17 protein-coding genes are annotated in these 17322 nt (G+C 69.5%); 7 read left to right on the top strand and 10 right to left on the bottom strand.

All coding sequences use genetic code 11. The features are described from left to right. Window positions 1–131 precede the first annotated feature (131 nt). Window positions 132–1289 carry a pectate lyase gene (locus tag ACFZDJ_RS00555; RefSeq protein WP_391055078.1) on the top strand — a complete coding sequence of 386 codons (1158 nt, stop codon included), beginning with the start codon at window positions 132–134 and terminating at the stop codon, window positions 1287–1289. A 107-nt stretch (window positions 1290–1396) separates the two neighbouring features. Here the strand turns inward: ACFZDJ_RS00555 and ACFZDJ_RS00550 are convergent, their stop codons facing one another. From ACFZDJ_RS00550 to ACFZDJ_RS00540, 3 genes are all read right to left on the bottom strand, one after another. Further along, window positions 1397–2227 carry a pectate lyase gene (locus ACFZDJ_RS00550; RefSeq protein WP_391055076.1) on the bottom strand — a complete coding sequence of 277 codons (831 nt, stop codon included), beginning with the start codon at window positions 2225–2227 and terminating at the stop codon, window positions 1397–1399. A gap of 99 nt (window positions 2228–2326) precedes the next feature. Next, the gene (locus ACFZDJ_RS00545) at window positions 2327–3190 is read right to left on the bottom strand and encodes a hypothetical protein (protein WP_391055073.1); all 864 of its coding nucleotides are present in this window, start codon (window positions 3188–3190) and stop codon (window positions 2327–2329) included. Beyond that, window positions 3187–3753, bottom strand: coding sequence for a SigE family RNA polymerase sigma factor (locus tag ACFZDJ_RS00540; protein ID WP_060902186.1), 567 nt, complete (start codon window positions 3751–3753; stop codon window positions 3187–3189). Before ACFZDJ_RS00540 ends, ACFZDJ_RS00545 begins: the two co-directional genes overlap by 4 nt. Window positions 3754–4013: 260 nt before the next feature. On the opposite strand from ACFZDJ_RS00540, the gene ACFZDJ_RS00535 reads away from it, so the two are divergent. Further along, window positions 4014–5465, top strand: coding sequence for a solute carrier family 23 protein (locus tag ACFZDJ_RS00535; RefSeq protein ID WP_391055071.1), 1452 nt, complete (start codon window positions 4014–4016; stop codon window positions 5463–5465). 79 nt (window positions 5466–5544) lie between these two features. Here ACFZDJ_RS00535 and ACFZDJ_RS00530 read toward each other — a convergent pair whose 3' ends face one another. From ACFZDJ_RS00530 to ACFZDJ_RS00520, 3 genes are all read right to left on the bottom strand, one after another. Further along, complete coding sequence (locus ACFZDJ_RS00530) at window positions 5545–6996, bottom strand: penicillin-binding transpeptidase domain-containing protein (RefSeq protein ID WP_391055069.1); 1452 nt, start codon at window positions 6994–6996, stop codon at window positions 5545–5547. Window positions 6997–7111: 115 nt separating this feature from the next. Further along, window positions 7112–7585 (bottom strand): GNAT family N-acetyltransferase, encoded by a 474-nt coding sequence (locus ACFZDJ_RS00525; RefSeq protein WP_168507942.1) that lies wholly within the window; start codon window positions 7583–7585, stop codon window positions 7112–7114. 2 nt (window positions 7586–7587) lie between these two features. After that, window positions 7588–8361 carry an IclR family transcriptional regulator gene (locus ACFZDJ_RS00520; protein ID WP_028803360.1) on the bottom strand — a complete coding sequence of 258 codons (774 nt, stop codon included), beginning with the start codon at window positions 8359–8361 and terminating at the stop codon, window positions 7588–7590. A gap of 131 nt (window positions 8362–8492) precedes the next feature. Between ACFZDJ_RS00520 and ACFZDJ_RS00515 the strand changes: the two genes are divergently transcribed. The 5 genes from ACFZDJ_RS00515 (at window position 8493) to ACFZDJ_RS00495 (ending at window position 13285) form a co-directional block, all read left to right on the top strand. Continuing rightward, the gene (locus ACFZDJ_RS00515; RefSeq protein ID WP_391055066.1) at window positions 8493–10022 is read left to right on the top strand and encodes an aldehyde dehydrogenase family protein; all 1530 of its coding nucleotides are present in this window, start codon (window positions 8493–8495) and stop codon (window positions 10020–10022) included. A gap of 121 nt (window positions 10023–10143) precedes the next feature. After that, the gene (locus ACFZDJ_RS00510) at window positions 10144–10752 is read left to right on the top strand and encodes a DUF1349 domain-containing protein (protein ID WP_168507938.1); all 609 of its coding nucleotides are present in this window, start codon (window positions 10144–10146) and stop codon (window positions 10750–10752) included. Window positions 10753–10815: 63 nt separating this feature from the next. Continuing rightward, window positions 10816–11322, top strand: coding sequence for a GNAT family N-acetyltransferase (locus ACFZDJ_RS00505; protein ID WP_391055063.1), 507 nt, complete (start codon window positions 10816–10818; stop codon window positions 11320–11322). Window positions 11323–11399: 77 nt separating this feature from the next. Further along, a complete protein-coding gene (locus ACFZDJ_RS00500; protein ID WP_384906089.1) occupies window positions 11400–12119 on the top strand; it encodes a DsbA family oxidoreductase in 720 nt (239 codons plus the stop codon). A 116-nt stretch (window positions 12120–12235) separates the two neighbouring features. Then, window positions 12236–13285 carry an aminotransferase class V-fold PLP-dependent enzyme gene (locus ACFZDJ_RS00495; RefSeq protein ID WP_391055060.1) on the top strand — a complete coding sequence of 350 codons (1050 nt, stop codon included), beginning with the start codon at window positions 12236–12238 and terminating at the stop codon, window positions 13283–13285. A 46-nt stretch (window positions 13286–13331) separates the two neighbouring features. On the opposite strand, the gene thpD is transcribed toward ACFZDJ_RS00495, so the two are convergent. The 4 genes from thpD to ectA all read right to left on the bottom strand — a co-directional run bounded on the left by thpD (window position 13332) and on the right by ectA (window position 16725). Next, on the bottom strand, window positions 13332–14252 hold the full coding sequence (thpD, locus tag ACFZDJ_RS00490; RefSeq protein ID WP_391055057.1) for an ectoine hydroxylase: 921 nt from the start codon (window positions 14250–14252) through the stop codon (window positions 13332–13334). A gap of 6 nt (window positions 14253–14258) precedes the next feature. Beyond that, a complete protein-coding gene (locus ACFZDJ_RS00485; protein WP_054232284.1) occupies window positions 14259–14663 on the bottom strand; it encodes an ectoine synthase in 405 nt (134 codons plus the stop codon). Between the two features lie 71 nt (window positions 14664–14734). Further along, window positions 14735–16006, bottom strand: coding sequence for a diaminobutyrate--2-oxoglutarate transaminase (gene ectB, locus ACFZDJ_RS00480; RefSeq protein WP_384906092.1), 1272 nt, complete (start codon window positions 16004–16006; stop codon window positions 14735–14737). A gap of 179 nt (window positions 16007–16185) precedes the next feature. Next, complete coding sequence (gene ectA, locus ACFZDJ_RS00475; protein WP_391055055.1) at window positions 16186–16725, bottom strand: diaminobutyrate acetyltransferase; 540 nt, start codon at window positions 16723–16725, stop codon at window positions 16186–16188. Between the last annotated feature and the right edge of the window lie 597 nt (window positions 16726–17322).

Here is a 17322-nt window from a genome sequence, read left to right as displayed (position 1 = left end):
CGAAAGTTTCGACCTTTTTCGTGAGCCCCCGGCAACGTTTCCCGCCACCGCGGCGACCAGGGAGCAGAAGCGGGCCGGGGCGGCCCCTCCGGCCCGCTTCGTCTCCCGTCCCCCTAGGAAAGGAACGCCCCGTGCTTCTGCGCACCGGACGCCACCGCAGGACCCGTACGCTCTCGATCGCCGCGGCGGTGGCCGTCGCCGCGGGGGCGGGTGGCGTCTACCTCGGCCTCGCGAACAACGGCTCGGCGCAGGCCGCCGCCACCACGGTCACCGTCTCCACCACCGCTCAGCTCCAGACGGCCGTCGCCAATGCCGCCGCGGGCACGACCATCCAGGTGCGCGGCGGCACGTACTACCCGACGGCCACGCTGAAGTCGACGGCGAACGGCACCGGTTCCACGCGGATCACGCTCACCGCGTACGGCAGCGAGAAGGTGAAGATCGACGGTTCCAAGCTGGCCGCCGGTTCCTGGCTGGCAGGGATCTACGGCGACTACTGGACCGTCCAGAACATCACCTGGCAGAACTCGCCCGCCCAGGGCTTCGTCGCCACCTCCTCCGTCGGTGGCGTCTTCAAGAACCTCGTCACCGCGAACAACGGGGACTCGGGTTTCACGCTGCGCGGCGACGGAACGACCGACAACCTCGTGCAGAACCTGGACAGTTACGGCAACTACGACGCCGCGAACCACGGGCAGAACGCCGACGGCATCGCCATCAAGTTCGGCTCCGGCACCGGCAACAAGGTCACCGGCGCGCGCCTCTACAACAACGCGGACGACGGCCTCGACCTCTGGCAGTTCTCCTCGCCGATCACCATCGAGCACTCGTGGTCGTACGGGAACGGCAAGAACCGCTGGAACGACTCCGCCTTCGAGGGCAACGGCAACGGCTTCAAGCTCGGCGGCGGCGGGGCCTCGGTCGCCCACGTCGTGAACAACGACGCGGCCTGGGACAACGCGGGCAACGGCTTCACCGAGAACTCCAACACCGGGGCCATCGTGCTCAACCGCAACACCGCCTACGCCAACACCGATGCGGGCTTCTTCTTCGCGACGGGCAAGGCGCGGCTCGCCAGGAACCTCGCGGTGAGCAACAAGGGCGGCCTGGACAAGCTCGGTTCCGCCACGGTCTCCGCGGCCAACAACTGGGACAGCGGCACCTCGACGCCGTCTTTCAAGTCGACGGACGCGACCACGGCGTACGGCGCCCGCTCGTCGAGCGGCTCGCTGCCGGCGACCACGTTCCTGACGACGGGCTCGACCACCATCGGCTCGACCATGAACTGACGCACCCGCGTACCGACGTACGAGGGAAAGTGAACGCCCCCGCCGGTCGTCACCGGTGGGGGCGTTCCTCTGACTGGCTCCGAGGGGGGCTCAGGCCAGCAGATCCCTTACTTGTACGTGATGTCAGATGACGTGAACCTGCAGAAGGTTCCATCCGCGCCGGTGCCGAGCTCGGTGGGCTCCTTGCCGCTGCTGTTGCCCTTGAAGCGCACGCAGGTCTTGAGCTTCTTCTTGGTGTCGCCGGTGACACGGATCTTCGACAGCGTCGCCGTGTCGCCGAAGTTGGAGTTGATGCCGACCAGCGCCTTGCCCGGGGCGGTCGCGTCGATGTCGCTGAGCACGATCGTGCGCTTGACCTGCGTCTTGCAGTTGCCGCAGGAGCGCGCCAGCTTGCCGAAGTTCTCCACATGGAAGCCGGTGATGGTGAGCTTGCCGGCGCCGTTGAACTGGAACACCTTGTCGGAGGCCTTCTGCGCGCCACCGCCGATCACGTTGTACTTCGCGGACGACGCCTTGCCCTTGAAGGTGGCCGCGTCCTCGCCGACGTCCAGCCACCACACGTTCTGCAGCGTGCAGCTGCCCAGGCAGTGGACGCCGTCGGCGGCGGGGGTGCCGATGATGACGTTCTTGAGGACCGCGCCGTCCTTCAGCTCGAAGATCGGGCCCTGGTTCTCCGACTGGTCGGAGGTGCCGAGAGAACCGCTGCCGAAGAACTTCGTCAGCTTACCGTCGTAGGTGCCCGAGACGGAGATCGTCTTCGAGACGGCCTTGCTGCCCTTGGCCGTCGGCCAGACGGAGCTGGCGCCCGCCGTGCTCAGCATCGACGTCGTGACGAGCGCGGCCCCGGTGATGCCGAGTGCGGTGACCCCACCGATCACGGACCGCCGCGCGGTGAGGCGACGACGGTGCCGGACGCGCTGTTCAGCTCGTGCAGTCATGAAGCGGATTTCCTTGCGGGGAGGGGACGTGTTCGTCTCCTGGTCGCCGCAGGTGAGGAAAGGGTTGCCGCCGTCCGCAGGTTTTTTCGAGGGGATTTTCTACGAGTCGCCGTCGGTGCCGCTCGCGGCGGCGAAGTCGCCCGCCACCGACAGCGTCCTGTCCGCGCCCCTCGCGTCCGCCGAGTAGCGGTCGTCCTTGGCGTCCCGGCCGCCGCGGGTGTGGTTGTACTGGCCCGCGAAGACCCACTGGCCGGCCCCGAGGGTGTGGCCGTCCTTGAGCACCCAGGTGTAGACGAGGAAGCCGTCCTTCTCGGTGACCGTCGTCGTGAAGTCGCTCTCGGGCGCCGAGCGCCAGGAGCCCGTGTCGCTGACCCCGCCGGTCTGCCTGATCTTCAACTCGACGGTGAGCGAGGTGAGCTTGTCGGCGTTCTTCAGGGTCACATTGCTCTGGGCCCAGAAGTCGTTGCTGTGCGGGTCGACCGAGCCGTCGGACCACAGCGAGCCGTCCTGGTTGCCCGCGGCGGGCGCCTTGGGCGCGGCGGGCGAGGAGTTCGCGGCCGAGGGGGTGTCCGAGGGGGAGGCGCTCGCCTCCCCGGACGGCTTCGAAGCACCCGAGGTGTGCGAGGGGTGCGGCACGACGGGCGCGCGGCTCGTCGCGTCCGGGGAGACGACCGGGGTCGGCGAGACCGCGACCGTCTGCTGCGGCGGGTTGTTCTCCTGCACCGCCGCGGCCACCCAGTAACCGCCGACCGCGAGGACGCCCGCCACCGCGGCCGTGGCGCCGACGATCCGTCCCCAGCCGAGCACCGGCGGACGCGCCGCGCGCCGGGGCCGACGCTCGGAGGCGCCGGACATCCCGCGCTCGACCCGGGCCAGGATGCGCGCGCGGTCGGGCTCATGCGCCTCGGCCGCCTCGTGCAGCCTGGCGCGCAGCTCGTCGTGCACGTCCTGCGCCTTCCTCATCGGTCCCTTCCTCCGGCTCCACCCGTGGGCAGCACACCTGCGTGCACCCGCATCGGGGCCTCTTCGGTGCCGAGGAGCCGCTTCAGTTCGGCCATGCCCTTCGACGTCTGGGACTTAACCGTACCCACGGAAACACCGAGGGCGAGCGCGGTGTCCTTCTCCGAGAGGTCGAAAGCGTGCCGAAGCACGACACATGCGCGCTTACGGAACGGCAGCCGGCGCAGCGCCTCCTGGACGTCGATCTTCCCCGCTATGTCGGGGTTCTCGGTCTTGTCCTCGCGCTGCGACCAGAACAGTGTGATCCGTCTGCGCTCGCGCACCGCGCTGCGGATCCGGGTGCGGGCCAGGTTCGCGACGACACCGCGGGCGTACGCCACCGGGTGGTCGGCCGCGCGCACCCGGTCCCAGCGGTGCCACAGCGCGAGCAGCGCGTCGGCCGCCAGATCGTCGGCGGCGTCCGCCTCGCCGGTCAACAGATGGGCGAAGCGGGCGAGTTCGGCATGGTGCCGCTCGAAGAAGGCGTGGAACTCCACGGAGGCTGCGTCGTCGACGACAGTGCCCACGGCTACCTCTCCTTGCTGCGGCTTTTGAGCAACCGGTGCGGGTGCGTGCGTATACGGCCCCCGTGCGCCACCCGTGAAGGAATGGTGCCCCTGTGGGGCGAGATGCGTGAGCGTACCAGCGATGCGTACAGGGCTTCGAACAGCGTATGGCGGGCCGAACTCGATTCCGTAACACGGTGAAAACCTGAAAGCGGTTCAACGCGGGAACAATCCAGCCAGCATCCGCACACCCAGCACGCAGGTCACAAGGAGTATCAGCCATGTCCGAAACCCAGAAGGTGGCCGACCGGCCAAGTGCCGCACCACCAGCGGCGAACAGCGTCGACCGGTTCTTCAGGATCTCCGAACGGGGCTCCACCTTCGGCCGGGAGATACGCGGCGGATTCGCCACGTTCTTCACCATGGCCTACATCCTTGTCCTGAACCCGATCATCCTCGGCAGCGCCAAGGACAAGTTCGGCCACCAGCTCGACAGCGGCCAACTCGTCACGGCCACCGCCCTGGTGGCCGCGGTGATGACCGTCATCATGGGCGTGGGCGGCAATCTGCCCCTCGCGATCGCCGCGGGCCTCGGCCTGAACGCCGTCGTCGCCTTCCAGATCGCCCCGCTGATGAGCTGGCCCGACGCGATGGGCCTGGTGGTCATCGAAGGCGTGATCATCTGCGTCCTGGTCCTCACCGGACTGCGCGAAGCCGTCATGAACGCCATCCCGCAACCGCTGAAGCACGCCATCGGTGTGGGCATCGGACTCTTCATCGCCTTCATCGGCTTCGTGGACGCCGGTTTCGTCAGCCGCATCCCGGACGTCGCGAACACCACCGTGCCGGTGCAGTTGGGCGCGACCGGTTCGCTGACCGGCTGGCCCGTGCTGGTCTTCTGTCTCGGCGTGCTGCTCACCATCGGACTGATGGCACGCAAGGTCAAGGGCGCCATCCTGATCAGCATCGTGACGATGACCGTGGTCGCCGTGATCATCAACTCGGCTGCGGAGATCAAGAGTTGGGGCCTGACCACGCCGAAGATCCCCTCCGACGTGGTGGCCACCCCGGACTTCGGTCTCGTCGGTCACTTCAGTCTGTTCGGCGGCTTCGGCGAGACCGGCGCCCTGACCGTCGTCCTGCTGATCTTCACCCTGATCCTGTCGGACTTCTTCGACGCCATGGGCACGATCGTCGGCATCAGCGCCGAGGCCGGACTGCTCGACGAGGAGGGCAAGGTGCCCGGCATCGGCCGGGTGCTGTTCATCGACGGCGCCGCGGCCGTCGCGGGCGGCGCGGCCTCCGCCTCCTCCAACACCGCCTACATCGAGTCCGCGGCCGGCGTCGGCGAGGGCTCGCGGACCGGCTTCTCGAACCTGATCACCGGCGGCATGTTCGCCCTCGCCCTGTTCCTGACCCCGCTGCTCACCATCGTCCCGCTGCAGGCGGCGGCCCCCGCCCTGGTCGCGGTCGGCTTCCTGATGATGACGCAGGTCAAGCACATCGAATGGGACAGCTACGAGATCGCGATCCCCGCGTTCCTGACCATCGCGGCGATGCCGTTCACGTACTCGATCACCAACGGCATCGGGGCCGGTTTCGTCGCCTACGTCGTGATCAAGGCGGTGCTCGGCAAGATACGCGAGGTCCACTGGCTGCTGTGGGCCGTGTCGGCGCTGTTCCTGGTGTACTTCGCGATCGATCCGGTGAGGCAGTTGTTCGGCGTGAAGTGACCGTACGGGAGTGAAGTGACCGTACGAAGGAAGGGCCGCCCCCAGGGGTGCGGGGCGGCCCTTCGTCGTGCGCGGTGCGTCAGTTCTTCAGCGCCGCCCGCATCATGGCCTTGGCCACCGGCGCCGCCAGGCCGTTGCCGCTGACCTCGGACCTCGCCGCGTCCGACTGCTCGACGATGACCGCCACGGCGACCTCCTTGCCGTTCGAGTCGGACTTCGCGTACGACGTGAACCAGGCGAACGGCGTCTTGCTGTTCTTCTCGCCGTGCTGGGCCGTACCCGTCTTGCCGCCCACGGTCGCGCCGGAGATCTTCGCGTTCGTGCCCGTGCCCTCGGTGACGACCGTCTGCATCGCGGACTGGAGCTGCTCGGCGGTCGTCGAGCTGACGATCTCCTTGGTTTCGGTGCTGTCGTCGTAGTTCTTCACCACATTGCCGCTCGCGTCACTGGTCTGCGACACCATGTGCGGCGAGACCAGCTTGCCGCCGTTGGCGATGGCGGCCGACACCATGGCCATCTGCAGCGGGGTCGCCGTGACGTCGTACTGGCCGATGCCGGTCAGCGCCGTGGACGACTTGTCCATGTTCGAGGGGTAGACGCTCGGGTACGCCCGCACCGGCACGTCCTGCGAGCTGTCGTTGAAGCCGAACTTCTCCGCCATCGCCTTGACCTTGTCCTGCCCGAGGTCGACGGCCATCTTCGCGAAGACGTTGTTGCACGAGTACTGGAGCGCCACCCGGATCGAGGCGTTCTTGCAGGGCGCGGAGGCGCTCTCGTTCGACAGGTCGGTCCTCGTGTTCGGCAGCGTGTACGGGTTCGGGCTGTCCGTGCCGGTGTCCACGTTCTTGTACAGCCCGTCCTCCAGCGCCGCCGCCGCGACCACCAGTTTGAACGTCGACCCGGGAGGCAGCGGCTGGCGCAGCGCCCGGTTGGTCATCGGCTTGTCCGCGTCCTGCGTCAGCTTCGTCCAGGCGGCGGAGTCGCCGGTGGTGAGCCGCGAGGGGTCGTACGACGGAGTGGAGACCACCGCGAGGATCTTGCCGTTCGTCGGGTCGATCGCGACGGCTCCGCCCTTCTTGGAGCCGAGCGCCGCGTACGCCGCCTTCTGCACGTCCGGGTCGATGGTCGTGACCACGTCACCAGGGCTGGCGCGCTTGTTGGTGATCGTGTCGAGGGGGTTCTTCAGCTGGGTGTCCGTACCGTCGAGCAGATTCTTGTAGACGCCCTCCAGCTGGGTCGCCCCGAACACCTGGGAGCTGTAGCCCGTGACCGCCGCGTACAGACTGCCGTCGGTGTACGTCCGCTTGTACTTGAGGTCGCTGCCCTTCGTCTGCGCGGAGCCGGTGATCGCCCGGCCGGCCACGATGATGTTCCCGAGCGGGTTCGCGTACTGCTCGATCGCGTTCCGTCGGTTGTTCTTGTTGTCCGCGAGTGCCTTGCCGTCGTAGAACTGCACCCAGGTCGCCCTGACCAGCAGGGAGAGCACGAGCAGCAGAGTGAAGACGGCGGCACGCCTGATCGTCTTGTTCATCCCGCTCAGAAGGACGAGCGGAAGGGAGCGAATCGTTCCCTTCCGCCCTCGTTTCTCATGCGCTGTTCATGAAGTCCGGCTCGTATGAAGTCCGGCCCAGCCCTTGAAGTCCGGCTCAGCCCTCCAGGGTGAGCACGACCTCGTCCGTGTCCTCGCCGCGCGCGTGCGCGTACCCCCGGGCGTTCGCGGTGACCCGGAACCCGCACTTCTCCAGAACCCGCCGCGACCCCGCGTTGTCGGCCGCCGCCCGCGCGTGCAGCGGGCGTTCGGGCACCTCGGCCAGCAGGTCCCGCAGCGCGGCCGTCGCGATGCCCCGGCCCCAGTACGCACGGTCGATCCAGTAGGTGACCTCGCGCTCGCCGGGCTCCCCGTACACCGCGGCGCTGCCCACGACATCGCCGTCCGCGAGGATCGTGCGCGGCACCACGTCGGACGAGGCGCGGACGCGCTTCCAGTGGGCGTCGAAGGCATCCCGGTCGGCCGGGTCCTCGGCGGTGAAGGCGGCCATCCGCAGGGACTCGGGGTCGTTCATCAGCCGGAAGAAGACCGGCAGATCACTGTCGTGGACCGGGCGGAGCGAGATCTCCATCGTCAGAGCCTCCGGGTGGCGAGGGTCAGCCGGTCGCGGGCGTCGAACAGGGCGTCCTTGACCATCTGTTCGTGCGCGGGGGTGAGCCGGGCCACCGGGACCGAGCAGCTGATCGCGTCCCGGGCGGGGGTGCGGTAGGGGATCGCGACGCCGAAGCAGCGCAGCCCCAGCGTGTTCTCCTCGCGGTCCACGGCGAAGCCCTGCTCCCGGACCTGGTGCAGCTCCTCGATGAGCTTCTCCCGGTCGGTGATCGTGTGCTCGGTCAGCGCGGGGAGCGTCTCGGGCAGCATCTTGCGGACCTGCTCGTCGGTGTGGGTGGCGAGCAGCGCCTTGCCGAGCGAGGTCGAGTGCGCGGGGAGCCGGCGGCCCACCCGGGTGAAGGGGCGCAGGTAGTGCTGCGACTGGCGGGTGGCCAGGTACACGACGTTCGTGCCGTCCAGACGCGCCAGGTGGATGGTCTCCGTGGTGTCGTCGGAGAGCCGGTCCAGGGTCGGGCGGGCCGCGGCGACCACCTCGTCGCCGTCGATGTACGAGGTGCCGACCAGCAGCGCCCGTACGCCGATGCCGTACCGCGTGCCCGTCGCGTCCGTCTCGACCCAGCCGAGCTCCACGAGGGTGCGCAGCAGCATGTAGAGGCTGGATTTCGGATAACCGACGGCCTCCTGGACCGCGGCCAGGGAGTGCATACCGGGCCGGCCCGCGAAGTACTCGAGCAATTCCACGGTCCGTACCGCGGACTTGACCTGCGCTCCGCCGCCTGTCTCGCCTGCCGACATCGCCCTTGACCCCCTCGTTCGACGGGAAATAGTCTCCGCATCATATTCACCATCAGAGACAGCGTTCAGTATATCGAACACCGCTGGTGGGTGAGACAAGAACTGCGGCATTACATCTGGAGGGACCCGCGGTGGCAGCAGCACCAGTCTGGAGTGTCGACCCCCGAACCGGGAAGCAGCGCGAGCAGGTTGCGGTGGAGGCCACGGCCCAGGAGGTCGACGAGGCCGTCCGCGCCGCGCACGCCGCCCGGGGAGCCCTCGCCGACCGCACGGTGCGCGCGGCCTTCCTGAGGACCGCCGCGGACCTGCTCGAAGCGGCCAAGGAACAGCTCGTCGAGGCCGCCGACGCCGAGACCGCGCTCGGCCCGGTCCGGCTCACCGGCGAACTCGCCCGCACCTGCTACCAGCTGCGGGCCTTCGGCGGCATCGTCGACGAGGGCGCGTTCCTCGACGTCGTCATCAACCACCCCGACGACACGGCGACCCCGCCGATCCCGGACCTGCGCCGCTACAAGGTGCCGCTGGGCGTCGTCGCCGTCTACTCCGCCTCGAACTTCCCCTTCGCCTTCTCCGTCGCCGGCGGCGACACCGCGAGCGCGCTGGCGGCCGGCTGCCCGGTCGTGGTCAAGGCCCACCCCGACCACCCGGCGCTCTCCGAGCTGGTCGCGGCCGTGCTGCGCCGGGCCGCCGCCCAGCACGACATCCCGGGCGGTGTCGTCGGCCTCGTGCACGGCTTCGAGGCGGGCGTCGAACTCGTCAAGCACCCGCTGGTCGCGGCGGCCGGGTTCACCGGTTCCATCCGCGGCGGCCGTGCCCTCTTCGACGCGGCGACCGCGCGCCCCGTGCCGATCCCCTTCCACGGCGAGCTGGGCTCCCTCAACCCCGTCGTGATCACCGAGGCCGCGGCGGCCGAACGCGCCGAGGAGATCGGCGCCGGGCTCGCGGGCTCGATGACGCTGGGCGTCGGCCAGTTCTGCGTGAAGCCGGGCCTGGTCCTGGCGCCCGCGGGCGCGGCGGGCGACCGCCTGGTGAAGTCCCTGACCGACGCCGTCAGCGACACCGACGCGGGCGTCCTCCTGGACCACCGCATGCGCGACAACTTCATCGCGGGTGTCGCCGAGCGCGCCGAGCTTCCCGGCGTCGAGACCCCGGTGACCCCGGGCTCGGGCGGCGAGCACACGGTGAGCCCCGGCTTCCTGACCGTGCCCGCGCAGAAGCTCGCCACCGAGGGCGAGCACGACCTGCTCCTGGAGGAGTGCTTCGGCCCGCTCACGGTCGTCGCCCGTTACCAGGACGAGTCCGAGGCCAGCGCGGTCCTCTCCCGCCTTCCCGGCAACCTCACCGCGACCGTGCAACTGTCGACGGAGGAGGCGGCGGGCGAAGGCCGCGGCGCGGAGATCCTCGCCGAGCTGACCCCGCTCGCCGGGCGCGTGCTGGTCAACGGCTGGCCCACCGGTGTCGCCGTGGCCCCCGCCCAGCACCACGGCGGTCCCTACCCGGCGACGACCTCGACCTCGACGTCGGTGGGCGGTACGGCGATCGAACGCTGGCTGCGGCCGGTGGCGTACCAGAACGCGCCGGAGGCGCTGCTGCCGGTGGAGCTGCGGGACGACAATCCGCTGGGGTTGCCGCGACGGTACGACGGTCACCTGGAGCGGTAGCGCTCCGCGGGTGGCGCCGTCGGGGGTGTGGTTGTTCGCGGGCTGCGGGGCCGTTACGGCTGGTCGCGCAGTTCCTCGCGCCCCTTTCGGGTCGCGGTACTTGGCCTGAGAGGATGGGTGGATGGACGTCGAACTTCCCGAACTTCCCTTCCCCCTCCGTACCTACGGGCCTGACGGGCACTGGTCGCACGAGGACGGGATACTCACCGGCTGGGCCGGCTCCCGCCAGGACCGTTTCGTGCCGCCGACCGACGAGGCACTGGACCCCGCCTCCGACGCGCCCCGCCTTCTCGGGGCGCCGGAGGGGGACTTCCAGCTGATCGCCCGCGTCACGGTCGGCTTCGGCGCGGCCTTCGACGCGGGGGTCCTCTACGTCCATGTCGGGGAGCGGGCCTGGGCGAAGCTCTGCCTGGAGAACTCCCCGGACGTGCCCACCGTCTGCACGGTGGTCACCCGGGGACACTCCGACGACGCCAACTCCTTCACCGTGGACGGCAGTTCCGTCTGGCTGCGGATCAGCCGCACGGGACGGGCCTTCGCCTTCCACGCCTCCCGCGACGGCAAGCGCTGGACCTTCATCCGGCTCTTCACCCTGGGCGACGAGAAGGAGACGTCCGCCGCGCTCGTCGGTTTCATGACGCAGTCGCCGATGGGGGAGGGGTGCGTGGTGACGTACGACGGTATCGAGTTCCGCCCGAACTGGCCCCAAGACCTGAGAGACGGCAGCTGACCGCGGGTGGGGGGTCGGCCGCGCGGCGGGAACCGTGGCCCCCTCCACCACGTCTTCGGCTGCATGATCAGCACACCCCGCACCAGGGGCCCCCTCGTCATCAGAACCGCGCTGCCCAGCGAGGCCGCCACCATCGCCGACCTCCACGCCCGCGCCCGTGCGACCTACTACCCGGACGGTCTGCCGCAAGACGGCTTCGACTGGCTCGCACGGTGGCGCGGTGCCATCGAGCGCCACGACGGCCACGTCCTGTGCGCGGTGCGCGACGGACACCTCGTGGGCATCGCCTCCTTCCGTACCGCGGAGGGCGCCCCCACCGACACCGTGACGCTCTTCCAGTTCCACGTGGCCCCCGACCGCTGGCGCGAAGGCATCGGCACCGCGCTGCACACGGCCTGCCTCGAACAGTGGCGGGCCGACGGCAAGCACACGGCCACCCTCGACGTGCACGTCGACAACGCCCGCGCCCAGGCCTTCTACGCCCGCCAGGGCTGGGTCCCGGACCCGGAGAACCCGCCCGCCGAAGGCGATCACCACCTCTTCCTGCGCTACGCCGTCACCGGGGAATGAAATCGGCCGCTTGAACGTTCACGTACTCCTGCCCCCGGAGGGGCCCGTATTCGTACGACCTGGAGAGAGCCGAAGACATGCGCGTCGAGATCTGGTCGGATATCGCTTGTCCCTGGTGTTATGTCGGAAAGGCCCGTTTTGAGAAGGCGCTCGACGCCTTCCCGCACCGTGACGAGGTCGAGGTCGTGCATCGCTCCTTCGAGCTGGACCCCGGTCGCGCCAAGGGTGACATCCAGCCCGTGATCAAGATGCTGACCAAGAAGTACGGCATGAGCGAGGCGCAGGCGCAGGCCGGCGAGGAGAACCTGGGCACGCAGGCCGCCGCCGAGGGCCTGGACTACCGCACCCGGGACCGCGACCACGGCAACACCTTCGACATGCACCGACTCCTCCACTTCGCCAAGGAGCGGGGCCGCCAGGACGAGCTGATCGGCCTGCTGTACAAGGCGAACTTCGCCGAGGAGCGGACCGTCTTCAACGACGACGAGCGGCTCGTCGAGCTGGCCGTCGCCGCCGGGCTCGACGCCGACGCGTCCCGCGAGGTGCTGGCCGACCCGAAGGCGTACGCCGACGAGGTGCGAGCCGACGAGCGCGAGGCCGCCGAGCTCGGCGCGAACGGCGTGCCGTTCTTCGTCCTGGACCGCAAGTACGGCGTCTCCGGCGCCCAGCCCGCCGAGGTCTTCGCACAGGCCCTGACCCAGGCGTGGGGCGAGCGCCCGCCGCTGAAGCTGATCCAGGACGGTTCCGCCGACGCGGAGGCCTGCGGCCCGGACGGATGCGCCGTACCGCAGCCGTAAGCCCGTCCGGCACGGCGGTGAAAGCGCAGGTCGGGGCGGACGTATAAGCAGTCCTTACCGGAACCACGCAAAACTCCGTAATGGACGAGAGGTGCTCGGGGCCGCACAGTGGTCCCATGGAGACCTTCGAGAGCCTCGTACGAGCCGAGTTCGCCCCGAAGAACACCTATCTGAACACCGCGAGCTGCGGACTCCTGCCGGCGCGCACGGTCGAGGCCATGCGCGCCGCCGTCGAGTCCGTCGCCGACGGACGGCCGTCCGACATGTTCGACGACGTGGAGGCCGCCCGCGCCGCCTTCGCCCGGCTGGCCGGGGTTCCCGCGGGCCGGGTGGCGGCCGGGGCCTCGGTGGCCGTCTACAGCGGACTGATCGCCGCCTCGCTGCCGCCGGGCGCCGAAGTCCTCACCGTGGAGGACGACTTCAGCTCCGTCGTGAACCCCTTCCACGTCCGTGGCGACCTCAAGCTGCGCGCCGTACCGCTGGAGCGGATCGCCGAGTCCGTGCGTCCGGGCACCGCGCTCGTCGCGGTCAGCGCCGCGCAGTCCGCGGACGGGCGGATCGCCGATCTGGCGGGCATCGCCCGGGCCGCGCGCGAGCACGGAGCGCGTACGTACGTGGATGTGTCCCAGGCAGCCGGCTGGCTGCCGATGGAGGCCGACGCGTACGACTTCGTCTCCTCGGTCGCCTTCAAGTGGCTCGTCTGCCCTCGGGGCGTGGCCTTCCTGGTCGTTCCGGAGGACTTCGGCGGGCTCACTGCGGTGTTCGCCGGCTGGGTCGCGGGTGAGGCGCCCTGGGACAGCTGCTACGGCCCGGTGGAGGAACTCGCCCACTCGGCCCGGCGGTTCGACGAGAGCCCCAGCCTCTTCTCGTACGCGGGAGCCCGGCACTCGCTGGAGCTCGTCGAGGAGTTGGGCGTGGCGAACGTACACGCCCATGACCTCGCCCTCGCCGACCGTTTCCGCGCCGGGCTCCAGGGGCTCGGTCACACACCGGTTTCCGCCCCCGCCTCGGCGATCGTGTCGGTGCCCGGACTCGGCCGGCGCCAGCCGGAGCTGAGCGAGGCCGGGGTCGAGGTCTCCGACCGGGCGGGCAACCTGCGCGCGGCCTTCCACCTGTACAACACCCCCGCCGACGTCGACCGACTGCTGGACGTCCTGTCCGGCTGACCCCGGCGGGGGCTCCTTCACGCTCGCGGCTGCGCCATGCCCGCGGCTACTTCACGGGCGTGAAGTCACGGGCACCGATGAACTCGGGCCTGCGGACCGGCGCCGCGAACGGCTCCACCGCCGCGTTCTCCACGCTGTTGAACACGATGAAGACGTTGCTGCGCGGGAACGGGGTGATGTTGTCCCCGGAGCCGTGCATGCAGTTGCAGTCGAACCAGGTCGCCGAACCGGCCCGGCCCGTGAAGAGCTTGATGCCGTGCCGGTCGGCCAAGCGGGTGAGCGCCTCGTCGGACGGGGTGCCCGCGTCCTGCATCTGGAGCGACTTCTTGTAGTTGTCCCGCGGGGTGGCCCCCGCACAGCCGAGGAACGTCTTGTGCGACCCTGGCATGATCATGAGGCCGCCGTTGGTGTCGTGGTTCTCGGTCAGCGCGATCGACACGGACACGGTCCGCATGTTCGCCAGCCCGTCCTCGGCGTGCCAGGTCTCGAAGTCCGAGTGCCAGTAGAACCCGCTGGCCCCGAAGCCCGGCTTGACGTTGATCCGCGACTGGTGCACGTAGACGTCCGAGCCGAGGATCTGCCGGGCCCGCCCGACGACCCGTTCGTCGCGTACGAGCGCGGCGAAGACCTCGCTGATCCGGTGCACCTCGAAGACGGACCGGATCTCCTGCGTGGCGGGCTCGACGATCGAGCGCTCGTCGGCGCGGATCGCCGGATCGGCGACCAGCCGCTCCAACTCGGCCCGGTAGAGGGCGACGTCGTCCTCGCCGATCAGTTCCTCGATCGCGAGGAAGCCGTCACGCTCGTAGGCCTGGAGGTCGGGCACGGAGACCGGCCCGGGAGTGCCGGGCGCGCCCCAGACGACCGGGTCCTGACGGGGCACGGACACCTCGGCGGCGCCGCGGCTGGGGTAGAGATCGGTGACGGTGGTCGCGGTGGTCGCAGTGGTCGTGGTGGTCGTGGTCATGGGGCTTCAGACCTCCTCGGGTTCGGTGAGCAGCGGGTAGACGCCGTTCTCGTCGTGGTCCTCCCGTCCGGTGACGGGCGGATTGAAGACGCAGACGCACCGGAAGTCGGTCTTGGGGCGCATGGTGTGGCGCTCGTGGCCGTCGAGCAGGTACATCGTGCCCGGCGTGATCCAGTGCGTCTCACCGGTCTCGTCGTTGGTCAGCTCGGCCTCGCCCGCCACGCAGAGCACGGCCTCGATGTGGTTCGCGTACCACATCGACGTCTCCGTACCCGCGTACAGGACCGTCTCGTGGAGGGAGAAGCCCACCTTCTCCTTGGCGAGGACGATGCGCTTGCTCTCCCAGGTACCCGTCGCGGCCTTCACATGCCGGTCGGTGCCTTCGATGTCCTTGAACGAACGGACTATCACGGTGGTGCCGTGCCTTTCTGTCAGATCTGTCGGATCTGTCTGACGTCTGTCTGACGTCTGCCGGACGTCTGTCAGACGGTTTCGCGTACGGCTCGGGCGAGGGTGCGCAGGCCCTCGTCGAGCTCGTCGGGGGTGATGGTGAGTGCGGGGAGGAGTTTCACGACCTCGCTCTCCGGGCCGGAGGTCTCGATGAGCAGCCCGAGTTCGAAGGCGCGCTGCGCGACGCGCCCCGCACGCTCCTTCTCGTGGAACTCAAGGCCCCAGACGAGGCCGCGCCCCCGGTACGCCTTCACGTCGGCGAGGTTCTCCTCGGTGAGGGAGATCAGCGCCTGCTCGATCTGCTCGCCGCGGGCACGGGTCTGCTTCTCCATGGCGGACCCGTCGGACCAGTACGTCTCGAGGGCCGCGGCGGCGGTGACGAACGCGGGGTTGTTGCCGCGGAACGTGCCGTTGTGCTCGCCCGGCTCCCAGATGTCCAGCTCGGGCTTGAACAGGCACAGCGACATGGGCAGTCCGTACCCGCTGATGGACTTGGACACGGTCACGATGTCGGGCACGATCCCCGCCTCCTCGAAGGAGAAGAACGCTCCCGTCCGTCCGCAGCCCATCTGGATGTCGTCGACGATGAGCAGCATGTCGCGCCGCCGGCACAGGTCGGCGAGGGCGCGCAGCCACTCGGGCCGGGCGACGTTGATGCCGCCCTCGCCCTGCACGGTCTCGACAATGACCGCGGCGGGCTGGTTGAGCCCCGACCCCTGGTCCTCGAGCAGCCGCTCGAACCAGAGGAAGTCCGGCACCTGGCCGTCGAAGTAGTTGTCGAACGGCATCGGGGTCCCGTGCACGAGCGGAATCCCGGCACCGGCCCGCTTGAAGGCGTTGCCGGTCACGGCGAGCGAGCCCAGCGACATCCCGTGGAAGGCGTTGGTGAAGGACACGATCGCCTCGCGCCCCTTCACCTTCCGCGCCAGCTTCAGCGCGGACTCGACGGCGTTGGTGCCTGTCGGCCCCGGGAACATGACCTTGTACGGCAGGTCGCGCGGCCGTAGGACGAGGTTCTGGAAGGCCTCGAGGAAGGCGCGCTTGGCGGTCGTCGACATGTCGAGACCGTGGGTGACGCCGTCGCGCTCCAGGTAGTCGATGAGGGCCCGTTTGAGTACGGGGTTGTTGTGCCCGTAGTTCAGGGACCCCGCACCGGCGAAGAAGTCGAGGTACTCGTGTCCGTCCTCGTCGAACATCCGGCTGCCCCGGGCCCGGTCGAAGACGGTGGGCCAGCTGCGGCAGTAGCTGCGCACCTCCGACTCCAGGGTCTCGAAGACGCTCAGGTCGGGCTGGATGATGGTCACGGCGAATCGCTCCTCGGTGCGTGGGGGGAAGGCAGGGGAAGGCAGGGGGATGTCCGGGCCGGCCGGGGTCGGCCCAGGGTCAGCTGGGAGCCGACGGCCCAGGGTCAGCTGGGAGCCGACGGCCCAGGGTCAGCTGGGAGCCGACGGCCCAGGGTCAGCTGGGAGCCGACGGCCCAGGGTCAGCTGGGGAGCGGACCGATCCGGTAGAGCACTTCGGGGTCGTGCGGTCCGTCCGGGAACTGCCCTGTCTCGAACAGCACTTCGCGCTCGACGCTCGCGCCGTGGCGGCGCGCGTACGAGGTGAACAGGCGCTCGGAGGCGGTGTTGCCGGGCGTGATCGTGGTCTCTACGGCGGTGATCGTCCGCTGCTCCGTGACCCGCGTGGTCAGCCCGTCGAGCAGGGCCGCGGCCAGTCCGCGTCCGCGGTGGGCGGCGTCGACGGCCACCTGCCACACGAGCAGGGTGCCCGGACGCTCGGGCCGGACGTACCCGGTGACGAAGCCGACGGGCACGCCGTCCGCGTCGCGCGCCACCGCCGACGTACCGGCGAAGTCACGGCACCACAGCAGATAGCTGTACGAGGAGTTCAGGTCGAGGGTTCCGGAGTCCTTGGCGATACGCCAGAGCGCGGCTCCGTCCGCCACCTTCGGACGGTCGATCCGAAGGCCCTCCGGCATTTCCAGGAATTCCGCTTGCAGGTCTGCTTGTGCGGCGGTCATGCGGATTGAATTTACCCAGGGAAATCTCAAATTGCATCGTCGGCCGGGGTTACGTACGACGCGCCGTTGTGTTATCACGCGCCCGTGAGAACCTGCACTGCGGGTGGTGGAAGGAGGTAGTTTGCCCGGAAAATAGGGGAGGAAGCGGGCGGGCTGTGGGGTGCGTCACAGACACATAATGACCACGAAACGTGCCCGAATTACGTCGGTTGGTGTTCGCGAAATCTTTGCGTTTAGGGACCGGGAAAGCGGGCAGAAGAATACGGGAAGCTAATCTGCGAGTTAATGCAAGAATAAGCATGGTGAGCGCCTCGTCAATTGATGCACGATTAAGCTCCGACAAGTCCGTCGATTCGCTCGCGCACGATGTCCGTGTGGCCGTTGTGACCCCTGCCCGTCCCATCCCCAATCCGGGGGCTCCGCCCCCAGACCCCCGGGTGGGTTTGTGGGCTGCGGGCCGGTGGGGGGGGGGGGGGGCGCCCCCCCCCCCCCGGGGGGGGGGGGGGGGCCCCCCCCCCCCCCCCCCCCCCCCGCGCGGCCCCCCCCCCCCCCCCCCCCGGGGGGGGGGGGGGGGGCGGGGGGCCGGGCGCCCCCCCC

The sequence above is a fragment of the Streptomyces sp. NPDC007896 genome, assembly GCF_042959425.1.
GTDB lineage: Bacteria > Actinomycetota > Actinomycetes > Streptomycetales > Streptomycetaceae > Streptomyces.
The sequence above is the reverse complement of the archived record's forward strand: the minus strand, read 5'-3'. Positions and strand labels throughout refer to the sequence as shown.

Bases quoted from the DNA above. Each gene is read 5' to 3' on its own strand.
- ACFZDJ_RS00550 (WP_391055076.1), bottom strand. From the start codon at position 2,227: ATGACTGCACGAGCTGAACAGCGCGTCCGGCACCGTCGTCGCCTCACC.
- ACFZDJ_RS00545 (WP_391055073.1), bottom strand. From the start codon at position 3,190: ATGAGGAAGGCGCAGGACGTGCACGACGAGCTGCGCGCCAGGCTGCAC.
- ACFZDJ_RS00535 (WP_391055071.1), top strand. From the start codon at position 4,014: ATGTCCGAAACCCAGAAGGTGGCCGACCGGCCAAGTGCCGCACCACCA.
- ACFZDJ_RS00530 (WP_391055069.1), bottom strand. From the start codon at position 6,996: ATGAACAAGACGATCAGGCGTGCCGCCGTCTTCACTCTGCTGCTCGTG.
- ACFZDJ_RS00525 (WP_168507942.1), bottom strand. From the start codon at position 7,585: ATGGAGATCTCGCTCCGCCCGGTCCACGACAGTGATCTGCCGGTCTTC.
- ACFZDJ_RS00520 (WP_028803360.1), bottom strand. From the start codon at position 8,361: ATGTCGGCAGGCGAGACAGGCGGCGGAGCGCAGGTCAAGTCCGCGGTA.
- ACFZDJ_RS00510 (WP_168507938.1), top strand. From the start codon at position 10,144: ATGGACGTCGAACTTCCCGAACTTCCCTTCCCCCTCCGTACCTACGGG.
- ACFZDJ_RS00505 (WP_391055063.1), top strand. From the start codon at position 10,816: ATGATCAGCACACCCCGCACCAGGGGCCCCCTCGTCATCAGAACCGCG.
- ACFZDJ_RS00500 (WP_384906089.1), top strand. From the start codon at position 11,400: ATGCGCGTCGAGATCTGGTCGGATATCGCTTGTCCCTGGTGTTATGTC.
- ACFZDJ_RS00495 (WP_391055060.1), top strand. From the start codon at position 12,236: ATGGAGACCTTCGAGAGCCTCGTACGAGCCGAGTTCGCCCCGAAGAAC.
- thpD (WP_391055057.1), bottom strand. From the start codon at position 14,252: ATGACCACGACCACCACGACCACTGCGACCACCGCGACCACCGTCACC.
- ectA (WP_391055055.1), bottom strand. From the start codon at position 16,725: ATGACCGCCGCACAAGCAGACCTGCAAGCGGAATTCCTGGAAATGCCG.